General features: G+C 57.0%; 15 protein-coding genes. 7 read left to right on the plus strand and 8 right to left on the minus strand.

All coding sequences use genetic code 11. The features are described 5' to 3' along the window. Window positions 1-516: 516 nt before the first annotated feature. A complete protein-coding gene (locus SOM48_RS07170; protein ID WP_139566824.1) occupies window positions 517-2,088 on the plus strand; it encodes an EAL domain-containing protein in 1,572 nt (523 codons plus the stop codon). A 1-nt stretch (window position 2,089) separates the two neighbouring features. Here the strand turns inward: SOM48_RS07170 and soxS are convergent, their stop codons facing one another. Continuing rightward, entirely contained in the window at window positions 2,090-2,413 is a 324-nt protein-coding gene (gene soxS / locus SOM48_RS07175; RefSeq protein ID WP_042712678.1) for a superoxide response transcriptional regulator SoxS, read from the minus strand. Between the two features lie 80 nt (window positions 2,414-2,493). Here soxS and soxR point away from each other — a divergent pair, with 80 nt between their 5' ends. The 4 genes from soxR (at window position 2,494) to SOM48_RS07195 (ending at window position 7,315) form a co-directional block, all read left to right on the plus strand. Continuing rightward, entirely contained in the window at window positions 2,494-2,952 is a 459-nt protein-coding gene (soxR, locus tag SOM48_RS07180; RefSeq protein WP_076769038.1) for a redox-sensitive transcriptional activator SoxR, read from the plus strand. Between the two features lie 264 nt (window positions 2,953-3,216). Then, on the plus strand, window positions 3,217-3,885 hold the full coding sequence (locus SOM48_RS07185; protein ID WP_076769037.1) for a glutathione S-transferase family protein: 669 nt from the start codon (window positions 3,217-3,219) through the stop codon (window positions 3,883-3,885). A 299-nt stretch (window positions 3,886-4,184) separates the two neighbouring features. Then, a complete protein-coding gene (gene ghxP / locus SOM48_RS07190) occupies window positions 4,185-5,534 on the plus strand; it encodes a guanine/hypoxanthine transporter GhxP (protein ID WP_042712688.1) in 1,350 nt (449 codons plus the stop codon). A gap of 134 nt (window positions 5,535-5,668) precedes the next feature. Continuing rightward, window positions 5,669-7,315, plus strand: coding sequence for a Na+/H+ antiporter (locus tag SOM48_RS07195; RefSeq protein ID WP_320511697.1), 1,647 nt, complete (start codon window positions 5,669-5,671; stop codon window positions 7,313-7,315). Window positions 7,316-7,490: 175 nt separating this feature from the next. Here the strand turns inward: SOM48_RS07195 and SOM48_RS07200 are convergent, their stop codons facing one another. The 4 genes from SOM48_RS07200 to acs form a co-directional block, all read right to left on the minus strand. Next, window positions 7,491-8,798 (minus strand): Gfo/Idh/MocA family protein, encoded by a 1,308-nt coding sequence (locus tag SOM48_RS07200; protein ID WP_320511698.1) that lies wholly within the window; start codon window positions 8,796-8,798, stop codon window positions 7,491-7,493. A gap of 148 nt (window positions 8,799-8,946) precedes the next feature. Continuing rightward, on the minus strand, window positions 8,947-10,596 hold the full coding sequence (actP, locus tag SOM48_RS07205; protein WP_076769036.1) for a cation/acetate symporter ActP: 1,650 nt from the start codon (window positions 10,594-10,596) through the stop codon (window positions 8,947-8,949). Further along, a complete protein-coding gene (locus tag SOM48_RS07210) occupies window positions 10,593-10,904 on the minus strand; it encodes a DUF485 domain-containing protein (protein WP_054803074.1) in 312 nt (103 codons plus the stop codon). The genes actP and SOM48_RS07210 overlap by 4 nt, the downstream gene beginning before the upstream one ends. Before the next feature lie 177 nt (window positions 10,905-11,081). Then, a complete protein-coding gene (gene acs, locus SOM48_RS07215; protein WP_312202137.1) occupies window positions 11,082-13,040 on the minus strand; it encodes an acetate--CoA ligase in 1,959 nt (652 codons plus the stop codon). A 685-nt stretch (window positions 13,041-13,725) separates the two neighbouring features. Here acs and gltP point away from each other — a divergent pair. After that, entirely contained in the window at window positions 13,726-15,039 is a 1,314-nt protein-coding gene (gene gltP, locus SOM48_RS07220) for a glutamate/aspartate:proton symporter GltP (RefSeq protein WP_181162182.1), read from the plus strand. Between the two features lie 168 nt (window positions 15,040-15,207). After that, window positions 15,208-16,269, plus strand: a complete 1,062-nt coding sequence (locus SOM48_RS07225; protein ID WP_320511699.1) for a LacI family DNA-binding transcriptional regulator — start codon at window positions 15,208-15,210, stop codon at window positions 16,267-16,269. An 11-nt stretch (window positions 16,270-16,280) separates the two neighbouring features. Here SOM48_RS07225 and SOM48_RS07230 read toward each other — a convergent pair whose 3' ends face one another. Genes SOM48_RS07230 through bglB form a run of 3 tightly spaced genes read right to left on the minus strand, consistent with a single transcriptional unit; the run spans window position 16,281 to window position 21,288 of the window. Next, on the minus strand, window positions 16,281-17,627 hold the full coding sequence (locus SOM48_RS07230; RefSeq protein ID WP_094192994.1) for an MFS transporter: 1,347 nt from the start codon (window positions 17,625-17,627) through the stop codon (window positions 16,281-16,283). A 54-nt stretch (window positions 17,628-17,681) separates the two neighbouring features. Next, entirely contained in the window at window positions 17,682-20,177 is a 2,496-nt protein-coding gene (locus SOM48_RS07235; RefSeq protein ID WP_320511700.1) for a hypothetical protein, read from the minus strand. A gap of 28 nt (window positions 20,178-20,205) precedes the next feature. Then, window positions 20,206-21,288 carry a beta-galactosidase BglB gene (gene bglB, locus SOM48_RS07240; RefSeq protein ID WP_320511701.1) on the minus strand — a complete coding sequence of 361 codons (1,083 nt, stop codon included), beginning with the start codon at window positions 21,286-21,288 and terminating at the stop codon, window positions 20,206-20,208. Window positions 21,289-21,417: the final 129 nt, after the last annotated feature.

Consider the following 21,417-nt stretch of genomic DNA (forward strand, 5'->3'; position numbering starts at 1 on the left):
TGCCGGGAAATAAAAAATAAATTTTACATAAGCGCAGCAATAAAACGACAAAATCGCGATAACCGTGGTCATGAGGATGTTCTGATTGTGGAAACGCACCACCTTATAAATTGCCCTGTTTTTCGCCAGATAATTAAGCCTGCTTATATTATTAAGCGTGAGTACATTATGACTTAACTATTAAGCACCGGTTTATGCTATGGCTACTTTTAGCCGGATAATTGAGTGAAAAATAGCCAATGTCGGTACTCTATTACCTATATGGTCACTTCCTCTTATTCCCGGTCGTTTCGCCTTAGGGAACGGCAGGACGAAATATTTAGTTAAATATAAAACCAGGGGCACACTTTTAGTTTGCCTTACGGTGGAATATTCTCAGCATCGTTAAATATCAGGATCCGGAAGAGAAAAGTCAGTTGCTAATGATCAGGGTTTGATGCAACGTAATCACCTGTTTCTAAAAGCCTCCTGCCCAACAATATAAAAGGCACATAAAATGCATGGATTTCGGCGGACATGAAGCTCAGTGTGCCTCATAAAATGCTCAGAATTAGCGGAATGATACTGGTGGTTCTTATCCCGGTAATGATCTCGCTATGGGTTGCGCATATCCATGCCGTAAAAGAGACGCGCACGCACCTGCGCGCATTTGCCCGCCAGGCACTGAATAAAACCGATCTTGTTATCCAGCAGGCAGATAGCGTACGCCGCGCGGCGGAAAACTATCGCGGCACGCCGTGTACGCCGCAACATCGCGACGTGATGCTTAATATTGTTCATGGCAGCCAGTATGTCGCCGATCTTATTTATGCCCAGGGCAACCACTTTTTATGTTCCAGCGCCGTTACCCCCGCGCAATCGTATGCTATTTCACCAGCGGATTATGAAGGGAAGCATGGCACGGCGCTCTATTACTATCGCGACACCCCTTTTTATGCTGGCTATAAAATGGTCTACGTGCAGCGGGGAAATTATGTCGCGGTGATTAACCCGCTGACCTATAGCGATGTGACATCAGACGATCCGCGTTTAGCGTATGGCGTTTACGATACGCGCTCCGGCGGCTTTTTCTCGCTCAGTAAGAATGCGCGCCTGAAGACCTTTGCATCGTTAATCCACCGCCATGATAGCTCCTTCTTACTGGGCGATCGCTTCTATACCATTGCGTATGCACCCTCACGGCCTATCGCCATTATTGTTTCGACGTCGCGCGAAAACTATTTCCACTCCCTTTACCGGCAGGCGGTCTTTACGCTGCCGTTAGGGATGGTCTGTAGTGCGCTGATCTTTTTTATCTGGACGCGAACACGGCGGGAAATTACCTCACCACGCCGCAGGCTCCACCGCGCTTTAACCCGTCGTCAGCTTCGCCTTCATTACCAACCTATTATTGATATTAAAAACGGCACCTGCGTTGGCGCCGAGGCGCTATTGCGCTGGCCAGGTTTTAACGGTCAGGTGATGAGCCCGACGGAGTTTATTCCGCTGGCGGAAAAAGAGGGCATGATTGAGCGCGTGACGGATTATGTCGTCGATGAGGTGTTCAATGATTTAGGGGATTTTCTGGCGGTGGTGCCGAATCTCTATATTTCCATCAACCTGTCGGCCTCTGACTTCCACTCGTCGCGCTTAATTTCGCTGATTGCCAACAAAGCGCGCGACTATGCGGTGCGCGCCGAGCAGATCAAAATTGAAGTGACCGAGCGTGGCTTTATCGATGTGCCAAAAACCACGCCGGTGATCCAGGCGTTTCGCCAGGCGGGGTATGAAGTGGCGATCGATGATTTCGGCACCGGCTACTCCAACCTGCACAACCTCTACTCGCTGAACGTCGATATCCTGAAGATCGACAAATCCTTTATCGACACGCTCTCCACTAACAGCACCAGCCACTTAATTGCGGAACATATTATTGATATGGCGCAGAGCCTGCGGCTGAAGATCATTGCGGAAGGGGTGGAGACGGCAGAGCAGGTCGCCTGGCTGCTTAAGCGCGGCGTGCAGTTTTGCCAGGGGTGGCACTTTGCGAAGGCGCTACCGCCGCAGGAGTTTAAACGTTGGGTGCAGCAGCCGCCTTCGCTAAAGTGAGTTACGCCTGGTGGCGATAGTCGCTTGGCGTACGATCAAACTCGCGGCGGAAGACGCGCGAAAAAGTTTGCTGCGAGACGTAACCCAAATCCATCGCAATATCAAAAATCGGCCGTTTAGTGGTGCGCAGCGCTTCGGCAGCCAGCAGCAGGCGGCGCTGGCGAATGTACTCCCCAAGCGTCTGATGCATCACCGTGCGGAACATCCTCTGTAAGTACCACTTTGAATAGCCTGACTTTCTGGCGACAACATCAATGTTCATTGGTTGGTCGATATGTTCATCAATCCATTCAATCAAGGTCTGAATAATTTGCTGATGGGACATAAAGCTTCCTCTTTCCCGATTCGTCGTTTTGTCTGCGGGCGAGTATAATTCCTCAAGTTAACTTGAGGTAAAGAGGTTTTATGGAAAAGAAAACGCCGCGAATCAAAGCCCTTCTCAGCCCCGGTGAAGTGGCGAAGCGCAGCGGGGTTGCCGTCTCAACGCTGCACTTTTATGAAAGTAAAGGGCTGATAAAAAGTTCGCGCAATGCCGGTAACCAGCGGCGTTATCAGCGTGATGTATTGCGCCATGTGGCGATTATCAAAATCGCGCAGCGTATCGGCATTCCGCTGGCGACCATTGGCGAGGCCTTTGGCGTGCTACCGGAAGGGCACACGCTGAGTAAAAAAGAGTGGAAAGCGCTCTCTTCCCAGTGGCGCGAAGAGCTGGACAGACGTATCCACACGCTGGTCGCTCTGCGCGACGAACTGGATGGCTGTATCGGCTGCGGTTGCCTGTCGCGCAGCGACTGTCCGCTACGCAACCCTGGCGATACGCTGGGCAAACAGGGACCTGGCGCGCGGTTGCTGGAAGATGAGTGAACTTAAAAAAACTAAAGCGCCCGCTGGGGCGCTTTAGTCGTTTTCCGGTCATTGTCTTTCGCTCTATCCCGCATCGAAACGGGAGGGTTTCCCCCGACATCAACACCCCTTGTGTAGCGAGTAAGGTTCCGGTTTGTGCTGACAAAATAAGTATAGTTGTTCATCGCCTCTCTGCTCGTTTTTTAAGCTCTTTCATTATGATTTTTTCGGCGCTTTGCCCGCGCTTCTCTATAGTTAAAACGAATATAAATGCGGGAGAGAGTCATGCTTACAGTGCACCATCTGAATAAATCGCGCTCACAGCGCATCCTCTGGGCGCTGGAAGAGTTGGGCGTTCCCTACAATATCGTGCGTTATGAGCGACAGAAAAATATGCTGGCACCGGACGCGCTGAAAAAGATCCACCCGCTGGGAAAATCGCCAGTGGTGGAGGATAACGGCTTTATCCTCGCCGAATCGGGGGCGATCCTCGAATACCTGCAAGAGACCTACGACACGGAGCAGCGCTTCAAGCCGCACGATGCACAGCAGAAGATCGATTACCGCTTCTGGCTGCACTACGCGGAAGGCTCGCTGATGCCGCTGCTATTAATGAAGCTGGTGGTAGGGCAACTCGGCAAACCGCCGGTGCCGTTCGGTGTGCGCAGCGTCGGCAAGCTTATCGGGAAAGGGATCGAGAATGCTTTTTTAAATAAGCAGCTGGAGACCCACGCGCGCTTTATTGAAGGGGAGCTGGCGCACCGCCCGTGGTTTGCCGGTGATGAACTGAGCATGGCGGATGTGCAGATGAGCTTCCCGGTGTTCGCCCTGCTGTCGCGCGGCGGCATTGAGAATCTGCCCAATCTGCAGGCGTGGAAGAAACGCGTTGAAATGCGGCCAACCTGGAAACGCGCCATTGAACAGGGCGGCCCCTTCTCGCTGCCCGGCGAGTGAGAATGTTCGTAGAATGTTGCAAAGTTGCGCATCGACGATAACGTTTGCGCATCCGGCGGGCAGTTCTTAGCCGCTTTCGGCGATATTTGGCAGAAAGCGGCAAAGTTTGGTTGAAAAGCGGCGTCTAAACGCTGGATAATCGTTTGCCTTTTTTTGACCAACCGTTGGATGCGCGGAGTTAAACGTTTGCTTTTTTGTGACCCCTTGTCACAAAAAAGCACAGGGAGAAGACGTTTGACCGGCAGTGGACTGTCCACCACGCATGCCAACGCACAATAAAATTCTCAGGGGATGTATCTATGTCTACGCCATCTGCGCGTACCGGCAGTTCGCTTGACGCACTGTTCAAAATTTCTGCCCGTGGCAGCACCGTTCGTCAGGAGATTGTGGCCGGTTTAACCACCTTCCTGGCGATGGTTTACTCCGTCATCGTGGTGCCCGGTATGCTGGGCAAAGCCGGTTTCCCGCCGGCTGCCGTCTTCGTTGCCACCTGTCTGGTCGCCGGTGTCGGCTCCATCGTGATGGGGCTGTGGGCCAACCTGCCGCTGGCCATCGGCTGTGCGATTTCACTTACCGCCTTTACCGCGTTCAGCCTGGTGCTGGGCCAGCAGATCAGCGTCCCGGTCGCACTCGGCGCGGTGTTCCTGATGGGTGTGCTGTTTACCGTTATCTCCGCCACCGGCATTCGCAGCTGGATTTTGCGTAACCTGCCGCAGGGCGTTGCGCACGGCACCGGTATTGGTATCGGCCTGTTTCTGCTGCTGATCGCCGCCAACGGCGTTGGCCTTGTGGTTAAAAATCCGATTGATGGTCTGCCGGTTGCCCTTGGCCACTTCGCCAGCTTCCCGGTGATCATGTCGCTGATTGGCCTGGCGGTGATTATCGGTCTGGAGAAGCTAAAAGTGCCGGGCGGCATTCTGCTGACCATCATCGGCATCTCCGTTGTCGGCCTGATTTTCGACCCGACCGTGCACTTCTCCGGTATTTTCGCCATGCCATCCCTGAGCGATGACAAAGGCAACTCGCTGATCGGCAGCCTCGATATTATGGGCGCGCTCAACCCGGTGGTGCTGCCAAGCGTGCTGGCGCTGGTGATGACGGCGGTGTTTGACGCCACCGGCACCATCCGCGCGGTCGCAGGGCAGGCGAACCTGCTGGATAAAGATGGGCAGATTATCGATGGCGGTAAAGCGCTGACCACCGACTCCCTGAGCAGCGTCTTCTCTGGTCTGGTTGGCGCGGCGCCGGCTGCGGTCTATATCGAATCGGCGGCGGGCACCGCAGCGGGCGGCAAAACCGGCCTGACGGCGATCACCGTCGGCGTGCTGTTTATGCTGATCCTGTTCCTCTCTCCGCTCTCCTACCTGGTGCCGGCGTACGCCACCGCACCGGCGCTGATGTATGTTGGCCTGCTGATGCTGAGCAACGTGGCGAAAATCGACTTCGCCGACTTCGTTGACGCCATGTCTGGCCTCATTACCGCCGTGTTTATCGTGCTGACCTGTAACATCGTGACCGGCATTATGATCGGCTTCGCTTCGCTGGTGATTGGCCGCGTGGTGTCCGGTGAATGGCGCAAGCTGAACATCGGCACCGTGGTGATCGCTATCGCGCTGGTAGCGTTTTATGCCGGCGGCTGGGCTATCTAATCATTAAACATTCGGACAATGGGCAACTTCGGTTGCCCATTTTTTTGCCCACAGCCCGGTTGCTTTGCGTTAAGCTGAAAGGCCCCGTCTCAGGTCTGATGCGGGTATAACAACACACTGCAAACAGGGAACGCATGGAAATCTTCTTTACCATTCTCATCATGACCCTTGTGGTATCGCTCTCCGGTGTTATCACTCGAGTTCTGCCGTTTCAAATCCCCTTACCGCTGATGCAGATCGCCATCGGCGCGTTACTCGCCTTACCGACCTTCGGTTTGCACGTTGAGTTCGACCCGGAACTCTTCCTCGTGCTCTTCATTCCGCCGCTGCTCTTTGCCGACGGCTGGAAAACGCCGACGCGCGAATTCCTTGAGCACGGGCGCGAGATATTTGGCCTCGCGCTGGCACTGGTGCTGGTCACCGTGGTGGGTATCGGCTTCTTAATTTACTGGATGGTGCCGGGCATTCCGCTGGTGCCGGCCTTTGCGCTGGCCGCGGTGCTGTCGCCAACCGATGCGGTGGCGCTCTCCGGCATCGTCGGGGAAGGGCGCATCCCGAAAAAGATCATGGGCATCCTGCAGGGTGAGGCGCTGATGAATGACGCCTCCGGCCTGGTGTCGCTGAAGTTCGCGGTCGCCGTAGCGATGGGCACGATGGTCTTTACCGTCGGCGGCGCCACGGTCGAGTTCTTCAAAGTGGCGATTGGCGGCCTGCTGGCCGGCTTCGCCGTCAGCTGGCTCTATGGCCGTTCGCTGCGTTTCCTCAGCCGCTGGGGCGGGGACGAACCGGCCACGCAAATCGTGCTGCTGTTCCTGCTGCCGTTCGCCTCTTACCTGATTGCCGAGCATATCGGCTTCTCCGGCATTCTTGCCGCCGTCGCCGCCGGGATGACCATTACACGCTCCGGCGTGATGCGCAGCGCGCCGCTGGCGATGCGCCTGCGCGCAAACAGCACCTGGTCGATGCTGGAGTTTGTCTTTAACGGCATGGTGTTCCTGCTGTTGGGCCTGCAACTGCCGGGTATTCTGGAGTCCTCGCTGGTGGCGGCAGAAGCCGATCCGAACGTTGAAACCTGGATGCTGTTTACCGATATCCTGCTGATTTACGCCGCGCTGATGCTGGTGCGTTTTGGCTGGCTGTGGGTGATGAAGAACTTCAGCCGTCGCTTCCTGACCAACAAGCCGATGGAGTTTGGCGCATGGAGCACCCGCGAGCTGCTGATTGCCACCTTTGCCGGTGTGCGCGGGGCGATTACCCTCGCCGGTGTGCTGTCGATTCCGCTTCTGCTGCCGACCGGCGATGTCTTCCCGGCGCGTTATGAGCTGGTGTTCCTCGCCGCCGGGGTGATCCTCTTTTCACTGTTTGTCGGCGTGATTGCCCTGCCGATGCTGTTGCAGCGTATCGAAGTGCGTGACCACGCCCAGCAACAGAAAGAGGAGCGCATGGCGCGCGCGGCGACCGCCGATGTGGCGATTGTGGCGATCCAGAAGATGGAAGAGCGCCTGGCAGCGGATACCGAAGAGAATATCGATACCCAGCTGCTGACAGAGGTGAGTTCGCGGGTGATTGGTAACCTGCGCCGCCGCGCCGATGGGCGCAATGATGTGGAAAACACGTTGCAGGAAGAGAACCTCGAACGCCGCTTCCGCCTGGCGGCGCTGCGCTCGGAGCGTGCCGAGCTTTATCACCTGCGCGCCACGCGGCAGATCAGTAACGAGACGCTGCAAAAGATGCTGCACGACCTCGATCTGCTGGAAGCGCTGCTGATCGAGGACAAGTAAGCAAGACAGCAATGCCGGATGGCGGCTGCGCCTTATCCGGCCTACAAAACCGTAGGCATGATGCCAATCCGTAGGCCTGATAAGCGCAGCGCCATCAAAACCGCAGGCATGATGCCAATCCGTAGGCCTGATAAGCGTAGCGCCATCAGGCATTCAACGGCTCCAATGCCTCTCTTTATGCGTGGTGCGTCGCCTTCTTCAACCGCGCGACCAACTCAAACTCGTTGAAATTGACCGGCCGCTGCTGCTGGAGGGAGATATTGCCCGCAATGCCGGTCAATATCGACATCGCCCCCGCACGGTGATCGGCTGCGCGTTGCAATGGATCATGCTCCGGTGTGCCAAACAGATCCGCCAGCATCGCGTTATCTCCGCCGCCATGCCCGCCTTCGCCGAGGGTAAACTCCGCTTTCCACGGCGCGGCAAACATCGGGAAAACGGTGATATCACACGAGGTCAGGCTCCCCTCATTCGCGCGCTCGCCGCCCGCGTTCACATAGGATTTCTCGACGATTTTCATCTCCAGCCGCCCGAGGCTGCCGTTAAACACCACGTTCAGACCTTCCCACGGCAGATAGGTATTCAGCGAGTAGGTCAGCTGGCACTGATTCTGGTACTTCACCAGCACCGACATCGTATCCTCGATGGTGATGCCATCGCTAAACACGCTCTGATCGCGCCAGTAGTTATCCTCATGTTCCGCATCAAGATAGAGCGCTTTTAACTGCGGGTTGTCGGCCATATGCAGCGCAAACGGATCGTCCTGGGCAGCGGCATAGCCGTGCGCGCGCGGGTAGAAGTGCGTCACGCCGCGCTTCTCGGCGTTCTCTTTACCGTAGAAGCGCAGGCCGCCCTCGGCATACACTCGCAGCGGATAACTATCGAGCCAGAAGTTCATCAGATCAAAATGGTGAGTCGATTTATGCACCAGCAGGCCGCCGCTGTTGCGCTTCTCCCGGTGCCAGCGGCGGAAGTAGTCCGCGCCATGTTCGGTATTGAGCAGCCACTCAAAATGCACCGAGTAAACCTCGCCGATGGTGTTATTCATCAGCAGTTCACGCACTTTGCTGTGGTGCGGCGCATAGCGATAGTTGAAGGCCACGCGCACGGTTTTGCCAGTCTCTTCAATGGCATCAAGAATACGCAGCGCGCGCGTCTCGTCGATGGTCATCGGTTTTTCGGTGATCACATCACAGCCCGCGCGCAGGGCACGCACGATATAGTCATCGTGGGTTCTGTCCATGGTGGTGACGATAATCGTATCGGGCTGCGTTTCGCGGATCATCGCCTCAAACTGCGCAGCAAGCCATGTGGGAACAGAAGCCGCGCCCTCCTGCATTAATAGCTGGTTGGCGTAATCCATCCGCGTCTGGTTGGTATCGCAGAACGCCACCATGCGGGCATTCTCTCTCCACTGGCCGCCAATGGCGGAAATATACAACCCGGCACGCCCGCCCGTGCCCACTAACGCATAGCTCTTCATCGCATCCTCTCTTATGAATTGACCTGCTGAATTAATGGAACGTTGTTTCAATTCGATGAGGTTACTGTAGCGCGATGGCGAAATATGCCTATGGCAGAGAGGGGAAAGTGTGATCCCCGGCCAAAAGTGGCCGGGGAGTAGGGGGAGGTTAGTGCGCGCGGCCCTGCTCGATACCGACGCCGGTTTGTGAGCGGATAAACTGGGCGCGGAACAGCTCGCGCTCGCGTTTGCCCGCTTCGGTATTGTCGGTCGCCGAGAAGACCCAGATGCCGATAAAGGCCACGGCAATGGAGAAGAGCGCCGGGTATTCATACGGGAAGACCGGTGCGGCATGGCCGAGGATCTGCACCCAAATAGTCGGGCCGAGTACCATCAAAATCACCGCCGTCAGCAGGCCGAGCCAGCCGCCAATCATCGCCCCGCGGGTGGTCAGTTTCGACCAGTACATCGACAGCAGGATAATCGGGAAGTTACAGCTTGCGGCGATAGAGAAGGCCAGCCCCACCATAAAGGCGATGTTCTGATTCTCGAACAGAATGCCCAGCAGGATAGCCACCACGCCGAGGATCAGCACGGTGATTTTCGACACCCGCAGCTCCTGGCGCTCCGTCGCCCCTTTGCGGAAGACGTTGGCGTAGAGATCGTGCGACACCGCCGAAGCGCCCGCCAGCGTCAGGCCTGCGACCACCGCCAGAATGGTGGCGAAGGCGACGGCAGAGATAAAGCCGAGGAACAGGTTGCCACCCACGGCATCGGCGAGGTGCACCGCCGCCATGTTGTTGCCGCCGATCAGCGCGCCCGCCGCATCTTTAAACGCCGGGTTCGCGCCGACCAGCATGATGGCACCAAAACCGATGATAAAGGTCAGGATGTAGAAGTAGCCCATAAAGCCGGTGGCGTAGAGCACGCTTTTACGCGCTTCCCGCGCATCGCTGACGGTAAAGAAGCGCATCAAAATATGCGGTAAACCGGCAGTACCGAACATCAGCCCAAGGCCTAACGACAGCGCCGATATCGGATCTTTCACCAGCCCCCCAGGACTCATGATTGCATCGCCTTTCGGGTGCACCGCCATCGCTTCGCTAAACAGGTTATTGAAGCTGAAGCCGACATGTTTCATCACCATAAAGGCCATAAAGCTGGCACCGAACAGCAGCAGCACGGCTTTGATGATCTGCACCCAGGTGGTGGCGAGCATGCCGCCGAACAGCACATACATCACCATCAGCACGCCAACCAGCACCACCGCGATATGGTAGTTCAGGCCGAACAGCAGCTGGATAAGCTTGCCCGCACCGACCATCTGCGCGATGAGATAGAGCGCCACCACCACCAGCGAACCGCAGGCAGAGAGAATACGAATCGGCCCCTGCTTCAGGCGATAGGAGGCGACATCGGCAAAGGTGTAGCGCCCGAGGTTACGCAGCCGTTCGGCAATCAGGAAGAGGATGATTGGCCAGCCGACGAGGAAGCCGAGGGAGTAGATCAGCCCGTCGTAGCCAGAGGTGTAGACCAGCGCCGAGATACCGAGGAACGAGGCGGCAGACATAAAGTCACCGGCAATCGCCAGCCCATTCTGGAAACCGGTGATATTGCCGCCCGCCGTATAGTAATCGTTGCGCGAGCGGACGCGTTTTGAAGCCCAGTAGGTGATGTAGAGGGTCAGCAAGACGAAAATCAGGAACATGATAATCGCCTGCCAGTTGGTCGGCTGGCGTTGTACCGCGCCGGTAATGGCATCAGCGGCATTTGCCGCCAGCGGAAGTGTGGCGGCAAGCGCCGTCAGGACTCTCTTCATGGCGCTTTTACCTCGCTCAGTACCGCCCGGGTCAACCGTTCAAACTCACTGTTGGCGCGCCAGACATAGACCGCTGTCAGCACGAACGAAATCAAAATCACGCCGATACCAATCGGGATGCCGCGCGTGACGGTGGTGCCCGCATGCAGCGGCGTGCCAAGCCAGTGTGGGGCAAAAGCGATAAGCATGATAAAGCCGACGTAGATAATCAGCATGATGATGGATAAGAGAAAGGCAAACCGTTGCCGTTTTTCAACTAACTCCCTGAAATGCGCACTGTTTTCTATCTGCTGATAAAGGTCGTTCATCGCAGGTCTCCAGAGGTTTATAGGGGCTTTCTTTGCCGGATGGCGACGTAACGCCTCTTATCCGGCCTACAACCCGCACGGGCTTATGTAGGCCGGATAAGGCGTCAGCCGCCATCCGGCGTAATGATTATCTTCAAAGCCAGCCGGATAACGACGTCCAGCGCATCCGGCCCAGGGTTACGACGGCATCGTAATGGACTGCTTCTCTTCGAGCAGTTTCTCCACTACGCCCGGATCGGCGAGGGTTGAGGTATCGCCGAGGTTGCTGGTATCGCCGGCGGCAATCTTGCGCAAAATGCGGCGCATGATCTTGCCGGAGCGGGTTTTTGGCAGCGAGTCGGTCCAGTGCAGCACATCCGGCGTCGCCAGCGGGCCAATCTCTTTACGCACCCAGTTCCGCACATCGGTATAGAGCTCTGGCGACGGCTCTTCGCCGTGGTTGAGCGTCACGTAAGCGTAGATCGCCTGGCCTTTGATATTGTGCGGAATACCGACCACCGCCGCTTCGGCGATTTTCGGGTGCGACACCAGCGCCGACTCAATTTCCGCCGTGCCGAGACGGTGGCCGGAGACGTTGAGCACATCGTCCACGCGCCCGGTGATCCAGTAGTAGCCATCCTCATCCCGGCGCGCGCCGTCGCCGCTGAAGTACATATTTTTAAAGGTGGAGAAGTAGGTCTGCTCGAAGCGGTCGTGATCGCCAAACAGCGTCCGCGCCTGGCCTGGCCACGAGTCGGTGATCACCAGGTTGCCTTCGGTCGCGCCCTCAAGCGCGTTACCTTCGTTATCAACCAGCGCAGGCTGTACGCCAAAGAAGGGGCGCGTGGCCGAACCGGCCTTCAACTGGGTCGCGCCAGGCAGCGGGGTGATCATAAAACCGCCGGTTTCCGTCTGCCACCAGGTATCCATCACCGGGCATTTGCCATTACCGATTTTCGACCAGTACCACTCCCAGGCTTCCGGGTTGATTGGCTCGCCGACGGAACCCAAAATGCGCAGCGAAGAGCGGTCGGTGCCGGTAATCGCTTTATCTCCTTCCGCCATCAGGGCGCGGATCGCCGTCGGCGCGGTGTAGAGGATATTGACCTTATGCTTATCCACCACCTGGCTCATGCGCGCCGGGGTCGGCCAGTTCGGCACCCCCTCAAACATCAGCGTGATGGCACCACAGGCCAGCGGGCCGTAGAGCAGGTAGCTGTGGCCGGTGACCCAGCCAACATCCGCCGTACACCAGTAGACGTCGCCCGGATGGTAATCAAAAACATATTTAAAGGTGGTTGCCGCATAGACCAGATAGCCGCCGGTGGTGTGCAGGACGCCTTTTGGTTTGCCGGTCGAACCGGAGGTGTAGAGGATAAAGAGCGGATCTTCCGCGCCCACTTCCACAGGCTGATGCTCATCGCGGGCAGTCGCGGTTAAATCGCTCCACCAGAGATCGCGCCCTTCATGCCACTCGATATTGCCGCCGGTGCGCTTGAATACCACCACATGTTCAACGCTCTTCACGTTGGGGTTTTTCAGCGCGTCATCGACGTTCTTCTTCAGCGGGATGGCGCGCCCGGCGCGGACGCCCTCATCGGCGGTGATCACTAAGCGCGAGCTGGAGTCGATAATGCGTCCGGCAACCGCCTCCGGCGAGAAACCGCCAAAAATCACCGAGTGAACTGCGCCAATACGCGCGCAGGCGAGCATCGCCACCGCCGCTTCCGGCACCATCGGCATATAGATCGCTACCACATCGCCTTTTTTAATGCCCAGATCCACCAGCACGTTGGCAAAGCGGCAGACATCGCGGTGCAGTTCGCGGTAGGTAATGGTTTTGCTCTGGCTGGCGTCATCGCCTTCCCAGATAATCGCCGGCTGGTCGCCGCGCTCGGCGAGATGGCGATCGAGACAGTTCGCGGCCAGGTTCAGGGTGCCATCCTGATACCAGTTGATGGAGATATTGCCGGGCGCGAAAGAGGTGTTCTTAACGGTGGTGTAGGGTTTCATCCAGTCGAGGATTTTGCCCTCTTCGCCCCAGAAGGTCTCCGGGTCGCTAACGGACTGCTGATATTTGGCTTCATACTGCTGTGGATCGATCAGGCAACGCTCCGCAATGTTCGCGGGAATATCGTGTTTATGTATTTGGCTCATGGCGGTTGCTCTCCTTGTAAGATGTTAATAATATGTCACAAGAACGTTAATTGTAGGGCCTTTGCCTGCTTTGTTTATTATTTGCGCGATAGATCACGCATTAGGCAACGCAACTGCAAATTGGCAAAACCGTTTGTGCCGCACCTGAAAGGCGCTAAAAAGCACGCGGAGAGAGAAATTTCCTTCATAACAGTACGTTATGGAATAAGGCGATTTGATTACCGTGCTATTCGCTGGATAAAAGGTGAACAAGCGTAAGCACCTGAAAATAAACCACTGAATCAATAGGCTCTTAATAATTGTTGTCATGGATTATTCACTCTTTAAATAGAAAATCGCAGTGGAAATTTCGGTGTGGGATCGGTTGTACGACATTTCTGATGATTAAAAAGTGCGCAACCGAACAATTTCAGTGTATTAATTTCCAAAGTTAAATATTGGAATTACGCAGAGTGAAAAGTTTTCTATAACAAGTAGTTATTTTTCATAACTGGAATAAAAGACGGTTTTTCCTTAAAAAATCAGTCAAACCCCCTCCCGCTATAGGGTTGCGCGTTACACCTTGCAAATGGTACTGATAATGCGCGTTAAAAACCCCCGCAATACCGTGCAACGCAAATCATACCCTTTCAGTATGTGTCGTTCCTGTGCATGGAATGGCGCTTCATTGAGGATGTCTGTAGTGATGAAAAATATGAAAATCAGCCTGGCCTGGCAGATATTGCTGGCTCTGGTGCTGGGTATTCTTCTGGGTAGTTACTTGCATTATCAGAGCGATAGCCGCGAATGGCTGATTGCGAATTTCCTGTCTCCGGCGGGCGATATCTTTATTCATCTGATCAAAATGATCGTGGTGCCGATTGTGATCTCCACGCTGGTGGTGGGTATTGCAGGCGTTGGCGACGCGAAGCAGCTTGGTCGAATCGGCGCGAAAACCATTATCTATTTCGAAGTGATCACTACGGTTGCGATTGTGCTCGGCATTACGCTGGCCAACGTCTTCCAGCCGGGCGCGGGCATTGATATGTCGCAGCTGGCCACGGTGGATATTTCGAAATACCAAAGCACCACTGCGGACGTGCAGAGCCACGCTCACGGTCTGATGGGAACCATCCTGTCACTGGTGCCGACCAACATTATCGCGTCGATGGCGAAAGGCGACATGCTGCCGATTATCTTCTTCTCGGTGCTGTTTGGCCTGGGTCTCTCGTCGCTGCCGGCGACGCACCGCGAGCCGCTGGTAACCGTCTTCCGCTCCATTTCCGAAACCATGTTTAAAGTCACCCATATGGTGATGCGTTACGCGCCGGTTGGCGTCTTCGCGCTGATTTCGGTGACGGTCGCCAACTTTGGTTTCGCCTCGCTCTGGCCGCTGGCGAAGCTGGTGATCCTCGTTTATGTCGCGATTATCTTCTTTGCGCTGGTGGTGTTAGGTCTGGTGGCGCGCGTCTGCGGGCTGAGCGTCTGGACCCTAATCCGCATCCTGAAGGATGAGCTGATTCTGGCTTACTCCACCGCCAGCTCGGAAAGCGTGCTGCCGCGCATTATCGAAAAGATGGAAGCCTACGGCGCGCCGCCGTCGATCACCAGTTTCGTGGTGCCGACCGGTTACTCCTTTAACCTCGACGGCTCGACGCTTTACCAGAGCATCGCGGCAATCTTTATCGCCCAGCTTTATGGTATCGACCTGTCGCTGTGGCAGGAGATCGTCCTCGTGCTGACGCTGATGGTGACCTCGAAAGGCATCGCCGGTGTGCCGGGCGTGTCGTTTGTGGTGCTGCTGGCGACCCTTGGTAGCGTCGGTATTCCGCTGGAAGGGCTGGCGTTTATCGCCGGTGTTGACCGTATCCTCGATATGGCGCGTACCGCGCTGAACGTGGTCGGCAACGCGCTGGCGGTGCTGGTGATCGCCAAGTGGGAACACCAGTTTGACCGCAAAAAAGCGCAGGCCTACGAGCGCGAAATGCTGGGCAAATTTGATAAAACCGCCGGGCAGTAACCGGCACAGGCTCCCCGGCGACACGTGTGTCGGGGAGCGTTTCTTTCCTTTGCTGTCGCGAAAACGACGCGCCTCTCATTTCTCCACCTCCCTCTCTCCAACTTATTGACACCCTTTATGTAAATGCCATGCTGATGCCTTCGAACCGGCATAAGGATGGACGCAAGTATGGTTTCGCATAAACCCGATGATGAGCAGAGCGACGCCGCTTATCGCCGCGTGCGGCTGGAGGATATCTCCACCCGCTGCGGCACGTCGCTTAGCACCGTTTCGCGTGCGCTCTCGGGCGAGAAGGGGGTAAGCGAGACGCTGCGCGCCCGCATTCAGGAGGTCGCTCGCGCCATGCGTTACACACCGGCCCAGGAGATTGGCGGCACGCGTATTGTGCTGGCGGTGTCGCAGGCGGCGATGCTCGATTACAACCGCTATCAGTTCAGCTGGTATGTACTGCAAGGGTTAAAAGAGCGGGCAAAAGTGCTCGGCGTCGAGCTGACGACCCATGCCCTGAGCGGCCAGGATGACCCGGCCTTGCAGGCGCTGCTGAGCGAACCCGACATCGGCGGCGTGCTGGCATTAACGGTGGATGACCCCGGTTTTCTCACCGCCGTGGCCGGGCTGCGCAAACCGGCGGTGCTGGTCAATAGCGAAGATCCGCTGATGCGCCTCTCCAGCGTGCTGCCCTGCAACCGCTCTGCCACCCGCATGGCCTGCGACTATCTAATTGCCCACGGGCACCAGCATATTCTGTTTCTCACCCATCCTGGTCGACGCACCATTACGCAGCGGGAAGAGGGGTGGCGGGAGGCGATGCGCGATGCGCACCTCTCCTGCGACGAGGGCGATATTATCACCGTGACCGACTGGCTGCCGGAGCTGGCCGAGCAGGCGGTGATGGCGTGGTTTGCGAAGGGGAAACACCCGCATACCGCAATTCTGTGTGCCAATGATTCGCTGGCGCTGGGGGCGATGCAGGGGCTGACAAAACTGGGCATCGGCGTGCCGGAGGCGGTGTCGGTGGTCGGCATGAACGATCTGCCGCAGGCGGAGTTTGCTTCCCCGGCGCTGACCACGGTGCATCTGCCGGTGCAGGAGATGGGCACCCTCGCGCTCGAGCTGTTGCAGGATATGATTGCCGGCAGCGTTGAAACCCCGCGGCGGATTGAGCTGGCCTGCACGATGGTTGAGCGTCAGTCGGTAGCAAAACGGGGCGCCGAAGCGTCCCCGTTTTAAGCGCGAGCGGGTTAATCGAATTTCGCCCGCTCCATTTTTGGCACCAATAGCAGGTACATCACGCCCCAGGCGACCAGATAGGCGACAGAGCTGATGGCAAACAGCGCCCAGTAATTGCCAGAAGATTCCAGCACGGCACCAATAACCGTTGAGAAAATCACGCTGCCGATCATGCCGAAGGTGCTGCCAATCCCGACCACAGAGCCGACCGCCGCGTTGGGGAAGAGGTCGGAAACGGAGGTCAAAATATTCGCCGACCAGCCCTGATGCGCCGCTGCCGCCAGACCGACCAGCGCCACCGCTGCCCACAGATTATCGACCTGGGTGGCGGCAAAAATCGGCGTCACCAGGCAGGCGCAAATCAGCATCGTGGTTTTACGCGCTTTCGCTGCGCTAAAGCCCATATTCATCAGCTTGCCCGGCAACCAGCCCGCGCCGAGACTGCCGACAATCGCAAACAGATAGATCACGATCAGCGGTAAACCTAAGCCCTCCATATTCAGCCCGCGTGATTCGTTAAGCCACTTCGGCAGCCAGAAGAGGAAGAACCACCAGATCGGGTCGGTCAGCATCTTGCCGAGGGCAAACGCCCACAGCTGGCGATACTTCAGCAACTGCGTCCATTTGATGGCGGAGACGTTCACCGCCTCCTCTTTGTCCTGGCGGATCCACGTCAGCTCTTCCTGGGTGGCTTTATCGCTCGCTTTACCAAAGGCTAAAAACCACGGGATCAGCCAGACAAAGCCGACGCCGCCGAGGATCAGAAACGCGCCGTGCCAGCCGTAGTGAATGGCGATAAAGGGGATCAATGCCGGTGAGATCACCACGCCAATGTTGACCGCCACGCCAAGAATACCGGTGGCCAGCGTGCGCTCTTTTTTCGGGAACCAGTCGGAGATCACTTTCATCGCCGCCGGGAAGTTAGCCGCTTCACCCAGCCCCAAAATCACGCGCACAATCATAAAACCGACCACGGTGCCGACCACCGCGTGCAGCATGGCGGCGGCGCTCCACACCACCATGGCGATGGCGTAGCTGATGCGGGTGCCGAGCTTGTCGATAATGCGCCCGCACACCAGCGTGCCGATGCCGTAAGCAATGGTGAAGGCATTCACCAGCCAGCTATATTCGATCTGCGTCCAGCCGATATCCTTTTGCAGCATCGGTGCCAGCAGGCCGAGGATCTGCCGGTCCATATAGTTGACCGTGGTGGCAAACACCAGCATTGAGCAGATCACCCATCGGTAGTTGCTTTTCGGCTTCGCCACCGCCCGGGCGGGGTTGTGGATCGCATTCGGGTTAACGTCGTTTTGCGCCGCCGCCTGTGGGCTGCGCGCCTTATCAATTTGCGTTTCCATAAACTGTCTCCCGACCCGCACGGTCGCCCGCCGGGTCGTTACGCGCCAGAGGGATTAGAGAGTGAGTTCGCGGCTTTCGCCATCAACGGTCCACGTCGCCGGGTCGAGTGTGCGCCCCTGCGCCTGCACGCGTCCGTCGGCATAAAACAGCACCTCACCGTAATTCGCATCGCGCACGTGCAGCGTGCCGTCGCCCCGCGTTTCAACCTGCAAATCAGCAAAGTGGCTGGCAAATTGCGCCAGCGTGGTGAGTGCGGGATCGTCATTGAGGCGGATCAGCCAGCAGGTTTCACGCCCGGAGAGGCGCACTTCGCACTCGCGGGTCGGGCCGCCATCGACCACCTCAAAAGGCCGGTTGCCGGTCAGTTGCACCATGCCTTCACCACCGCGCAGCAGAATACGCGCTGCATCGATCTGCTTCTCATCAAAAGCGCTCTGCGGCAGCCAGGCGTGGGTAAAGTCCGGTTGTCCGTCATGGGTGTTAAAGAGGACTACAGCCAGGCCGCGATACTGCTGCACGCGCGGCAGCGTGCCGCACCCGCCCCAGTAGGAAGGGCGACCAAAGCCACCGTGCAGGGTTTCGCCGGGGTGATTGATCCACATCTGCGCTTCCGGCCGGTCGCCGATACGCAGGTGGATCGGCGTCTCCTGATAACCCCATTCGCCCCAGCGATAGCCGGCAATCGAGCCCATTGCCGCCTGGCGTGTTTTGTAGTGATAGAGGCGGGCGATGCGGTTTGCGCCCTGGGCGAAACACCACTCCAGCGCGCTATCACCCTGCCAGACGGCAACCTCGGCCAGTTCCGGCGCCAGCGACAGTTTTTGCTGGCGCAGCAGCAGCGCAATTTGCGGCAGGGCGTGGAAGCGGCAGCCGTAGTTGCCTTTGCCCCACAGCAGGCGGGAGAGGGCAGATAGTTCCAGCGAGCGCCCGGCGCGTAAGGTGTATTCGTAGGAACGCCCCTGCGAGGCGGTAAGCGTTCCCTGGTGGGCAGAACGCGCAATCTGTTCTAATAAACGGGCGATCGCGCGCTGGCTGCGGGCAACGATTTCAGCATCGTCCGCCAGCGCGGCGAGCGCGGTTAACCCTTTTAAATCAATCGGAAAATAGGGTGCCGAGTTCCACTCCGCCATTTCACACTGCTCAAAATGGTCGAGCCACGCCAGCACGCGCGTGCGCCCAGCATCGGCCTGCTCCCGCCCGCTTCTACCGCTGCGCGTAAAGGTGCTGTCGGCAAAGAATCTACCCGCCAGATAGGCGGCGGTGTGAAACAGCAGGGCGTGGTTTTCGGAGAAGTACCACTGCACATCATTGCCCGGCTCATCCATCCAGTAGCGGAAGTTGAGGACCGCATGATCGATTTTCGCCCGCGTCCCGGCGGCGATCTGCTCGCCCCAGGCGATACGGCACCACAGCAGCGGTACGAGGGTGAAATCTGCGCAGTCATGACACGCTTCGACCGAGGGCAGCACCCCTTCAAGCATGGCGTGAGTCTGCGCGTCGTTCATATGACAGGCCAGCCGCGCCAGCGCTTTAACGCTGCTGTATTCGCCCTGGGTCGCTACATAGTGCAGCGCTTCGTCGATGCGCGCCTGCTGGGTGGAGGGCACCTGCGCCTGCTGTTCGGCGTGGCAGATCTCCACCCCCAGCGTGCGGGTGATGCGAAAGCCTGCTTTCTCTAAGCTGATGACAAAATTGCGGAAATCGGCGGGCAGCGCTTCGCTCTGCGCAATCTCCACCTCCGTTTCGCCTTTTTGCAACGTTGCCGAAAGTTCGACTGGCCTGTCTAAGGAGATAAAATCCCCCACCACGCGAATGGCGAGATGCAGGGTCTCCGCTGCCGGTTGCGGGAAGCGCAGACGCACCGGGCCGGAGGTGTAGGTCGCCTGGTCAAAGGAGATGCCGTCGAGCAACTGCTCCATATGACGGGTCATCTCACCGCCCACCGGCGTCGGCAGCGCAATGTGCAGCGGCGCGCCTTGCAGATAGTCGAGTTGAAAGAAGAAGCGGATATCGCGCTCGGCCAGATCGTCAAACCAGACGGCAATCTCGTTTAACCCGGTGTTTAGCGTAACCGTAAATTCAAATACGCTCTCAAGGTTGCGCTGATAATCCGCCTTCCACGCCACCTCGTTGCCGTTCACCGACACGACCGCTGCGCCGCAGGTGGTCAGGCGAAAGGTGTGCTCACCTGGCTGTTCTGCCACAAAGTGACTTTTTGCCAGCGCGCCGACGCGCGTTGGGCGAAACCAGAAGCCGGAGAGATCGACACGATTCGAGCCAAACGGAAACCACCAGATTGTCATTGCGGTCTCGCCAAACGGCGTGGGTTTTTGGCCGGCGAAATCGCGCTGAAATTCCGTGCGGCACGGGTAGGTGTGGGGAATAAAGTTTTTATGTTTACTTAAAAAGAAAAAGGGATCCATTTCGCCCTGCATTGGCTGGTCAGCAACATCATAGGGCAGGGAATAAATGGGCGATAATTGCCAGTAGCGCACGGCGTTATTTATCGCGAGCGGAAAATAACAATAATTATCTTGTGGCGTTGTCATTATTTTCTCCAGGTACAGAGCTGTTGTTTTATTTATTTTCTGTCAGACGCAGACCTTCGCTGAGACATAAAATCGCCAGCGCCTGGCCGTAGCCCGTCGGTTGTAGGGGAATATCCTTATAAAATTGCAGGGTTCTGCCCATGCGCGTGCCGTAGGAAACATTGTGTACGGTGCCGCGGCTATCAATATTCTTTTGCACGGCGGCCAGCGCTTTTAATCCCGCCGCTTTCCAGCGCGCATCGCCAATGCCGAGCCGCGCGCCTTTTAACAGCCCATAACCGAACCCGGCGGTGGCGGAGATCTCTTCATAGGAGTCGGGGTGATCGAGCAGGGTGTGCCATGCGCCGCTCTCCGCTTGCAGATCGAGCAGGGTGTTAACCTGCGCTTTCAGGCACTCAAGCAGGTAATCGCGGACGCCGCCGCCGAGATCGGTAAGTTCAATAAACTCCAGAATGCCGACGGTTATCCAGGCATTACCGCGCGCCCAGCGCGCATTGGCGAAGTTGCTCTTTTCCGCGAAGCTCCAGCCGTGAAACCACAACCCGGTGTGCGGATCGTTAAGATAGCGGGCGTGGAGCAGGAACTGGCGCACGGCTTCATCCACCAGCTCCTGACGGCCGGACACGGTGCCGTAATGGCCGAGGAACAGCACCACCATAAACAGCGTATCGTCCCAGATCTCCTGCTCGTTGATGCCGTCGGAAACCACATGTTGGAAGCCGCGCTCCGGCGTGCGCGGCAATTCGCTCATCACACGATCGGCCCAGGCATCCAGCACCTGCTGATAGCGCGGGTTACGGTGATGGGACCAGAAGAGCGACAGCGGCAGCATCGGCGCGGTGGTGTTGATATTAAGCGGCGGCAGCCCTTTGGCGATATTCTCCTCAAACCAGCGATCGATTTGGTTATAAATGTCATCCCGGCGCGTAAATTCCCACAGCCTGACCATGCCAAATAACCCGACGCCCTGCGGCCACTCCCAACTGGTAAAGGAAATATAATCCCCAGGCGTACCATCGAGATTTGGCTCATTAAATTTCCCTTCATCTTTTAATGAGGTAAAGCCCAGCAATAATAAATTTAATTGATCACTTAATGTTCGCATTTGCATATTTAATCCCACGCTGAAAATTATTTTATGCGTTGATTAAATCACTTTGATTTTTTAATGCGCAATACGAAAAAATTTTGCGTTTTTGAATTGTGAGCCATGCGATGATTCTTATGTGAGGGGCTTTAC

This window comes from Kosakonia sp. CFBP8986 (genome assembly GCF_034044935.1).
GTDB lineage: Bacteria > Pseudomonadota > Gammaproteobacteria > Enterobacterales > Enterobacteriaceae > Kosakonia > Kosakonia cowanii.

Bases quoted from the DNA above. Each gene is read 5' to 3' on its own strand.
- SOM48_RS07170 (WP_139566824.1), top strand. From the start codon at position 517: ATGAAGCTCAGTGTGCCTCATAAAATGCTCAGAATTAGCGGAATGATA.
- soxS (WP_042712678.1), bottom strand. From the start codon at position 2,413: ATGTCCCATCAGCAAATTATTCAGACCTTGATTGAATGGATTGATGAA.
- soxR (WP_076769038.1), top strand. From the start codon at position 2,494: ATGGAAAAGAAAACGCCGCGAATCAAAGCCCTTCTCAGCCCCGGTGAA.
- SOM48_RS07185 (WP_076769037.1), top strand. From the start codon at position 3,217: ATGCTTACAGTGCACCATCTGAATAAATCGCGCTCACAGCGCATCCTC.
- ghxP (WP_042712688.1), top strand. From the start codon at position 4,185: ATGTCTACGCCATCTGCGCGTACCGGCAGTTCGCTTGACGCACTGTTC.
- SOM48_RS07195 (WP_320511697.1), top strand. From the start codon at position 5,669: ATGGAAATCTTCTTTACCATTCTCATCATGACCCTTGTGGTATCGCTC.
- SOM48_RS07200 (WP_320511698.1), bottom strand. From the start codon at position 8,798: ATGAAGAGCTATGCGTTAGTGGGCACGGGCGGGCGTGCCGGGTTGTAT.
- actP (WP_076769036.1), bottom strand. From the start codon at position 10,596: ATGAAGAGAGTCCTGACGGCGCTTGCCGCCACACTTCCGCTGGCGGCA.
- SOM48_RS07210 (WP_054803074.1), bottom strand. From the start codon at position 10,904: ATGAACGACCTTTATCAGCAGATAGAAAACAGTGCGCATTTCAGGGAG.
- acs (WP_312202137.1), bottom strand. From the start codon at position 13,040: ATGAGCCAAATACATAAACACGATATTCCCGCGAACATTGCGGAGCGT.
- gltP (WP_181162182.1), top strand. From the start codon at position 13,726: ATGAAAAATATGAAAATCAGCCTGGCCTGGCAGATATTGCTGGCTCTG.
- SOM48_RS07225 (WP_320511699.1), top strand. From the start codon at position 15,208: ATGGTTTCGCATAAACCCGATGATGAGCAGAGCGACGCCGCTTATCGC.
- SOM48_RS07230 (WP_094192994.1), bottom strand. From the start codon at position 17,627: ATGGAAACGCAAATTGATAAGGCGCGCAGCCCACAGGCGGCGGCGCAA.
- SOM48_RS07235 (WP_320511700.1), bottom strand. From the start codon at position 20,177: ATGACAACGCCACAAGATAATTATTGTTATTTTCCGCTCGCGATAAAT.
- bglB (WP_320511701.1), bottom strand. From the start codon at position 21,288: ATGCAAATGCGAACATTAAGTGATCAATTAAATTTATTATTGCTGGGC.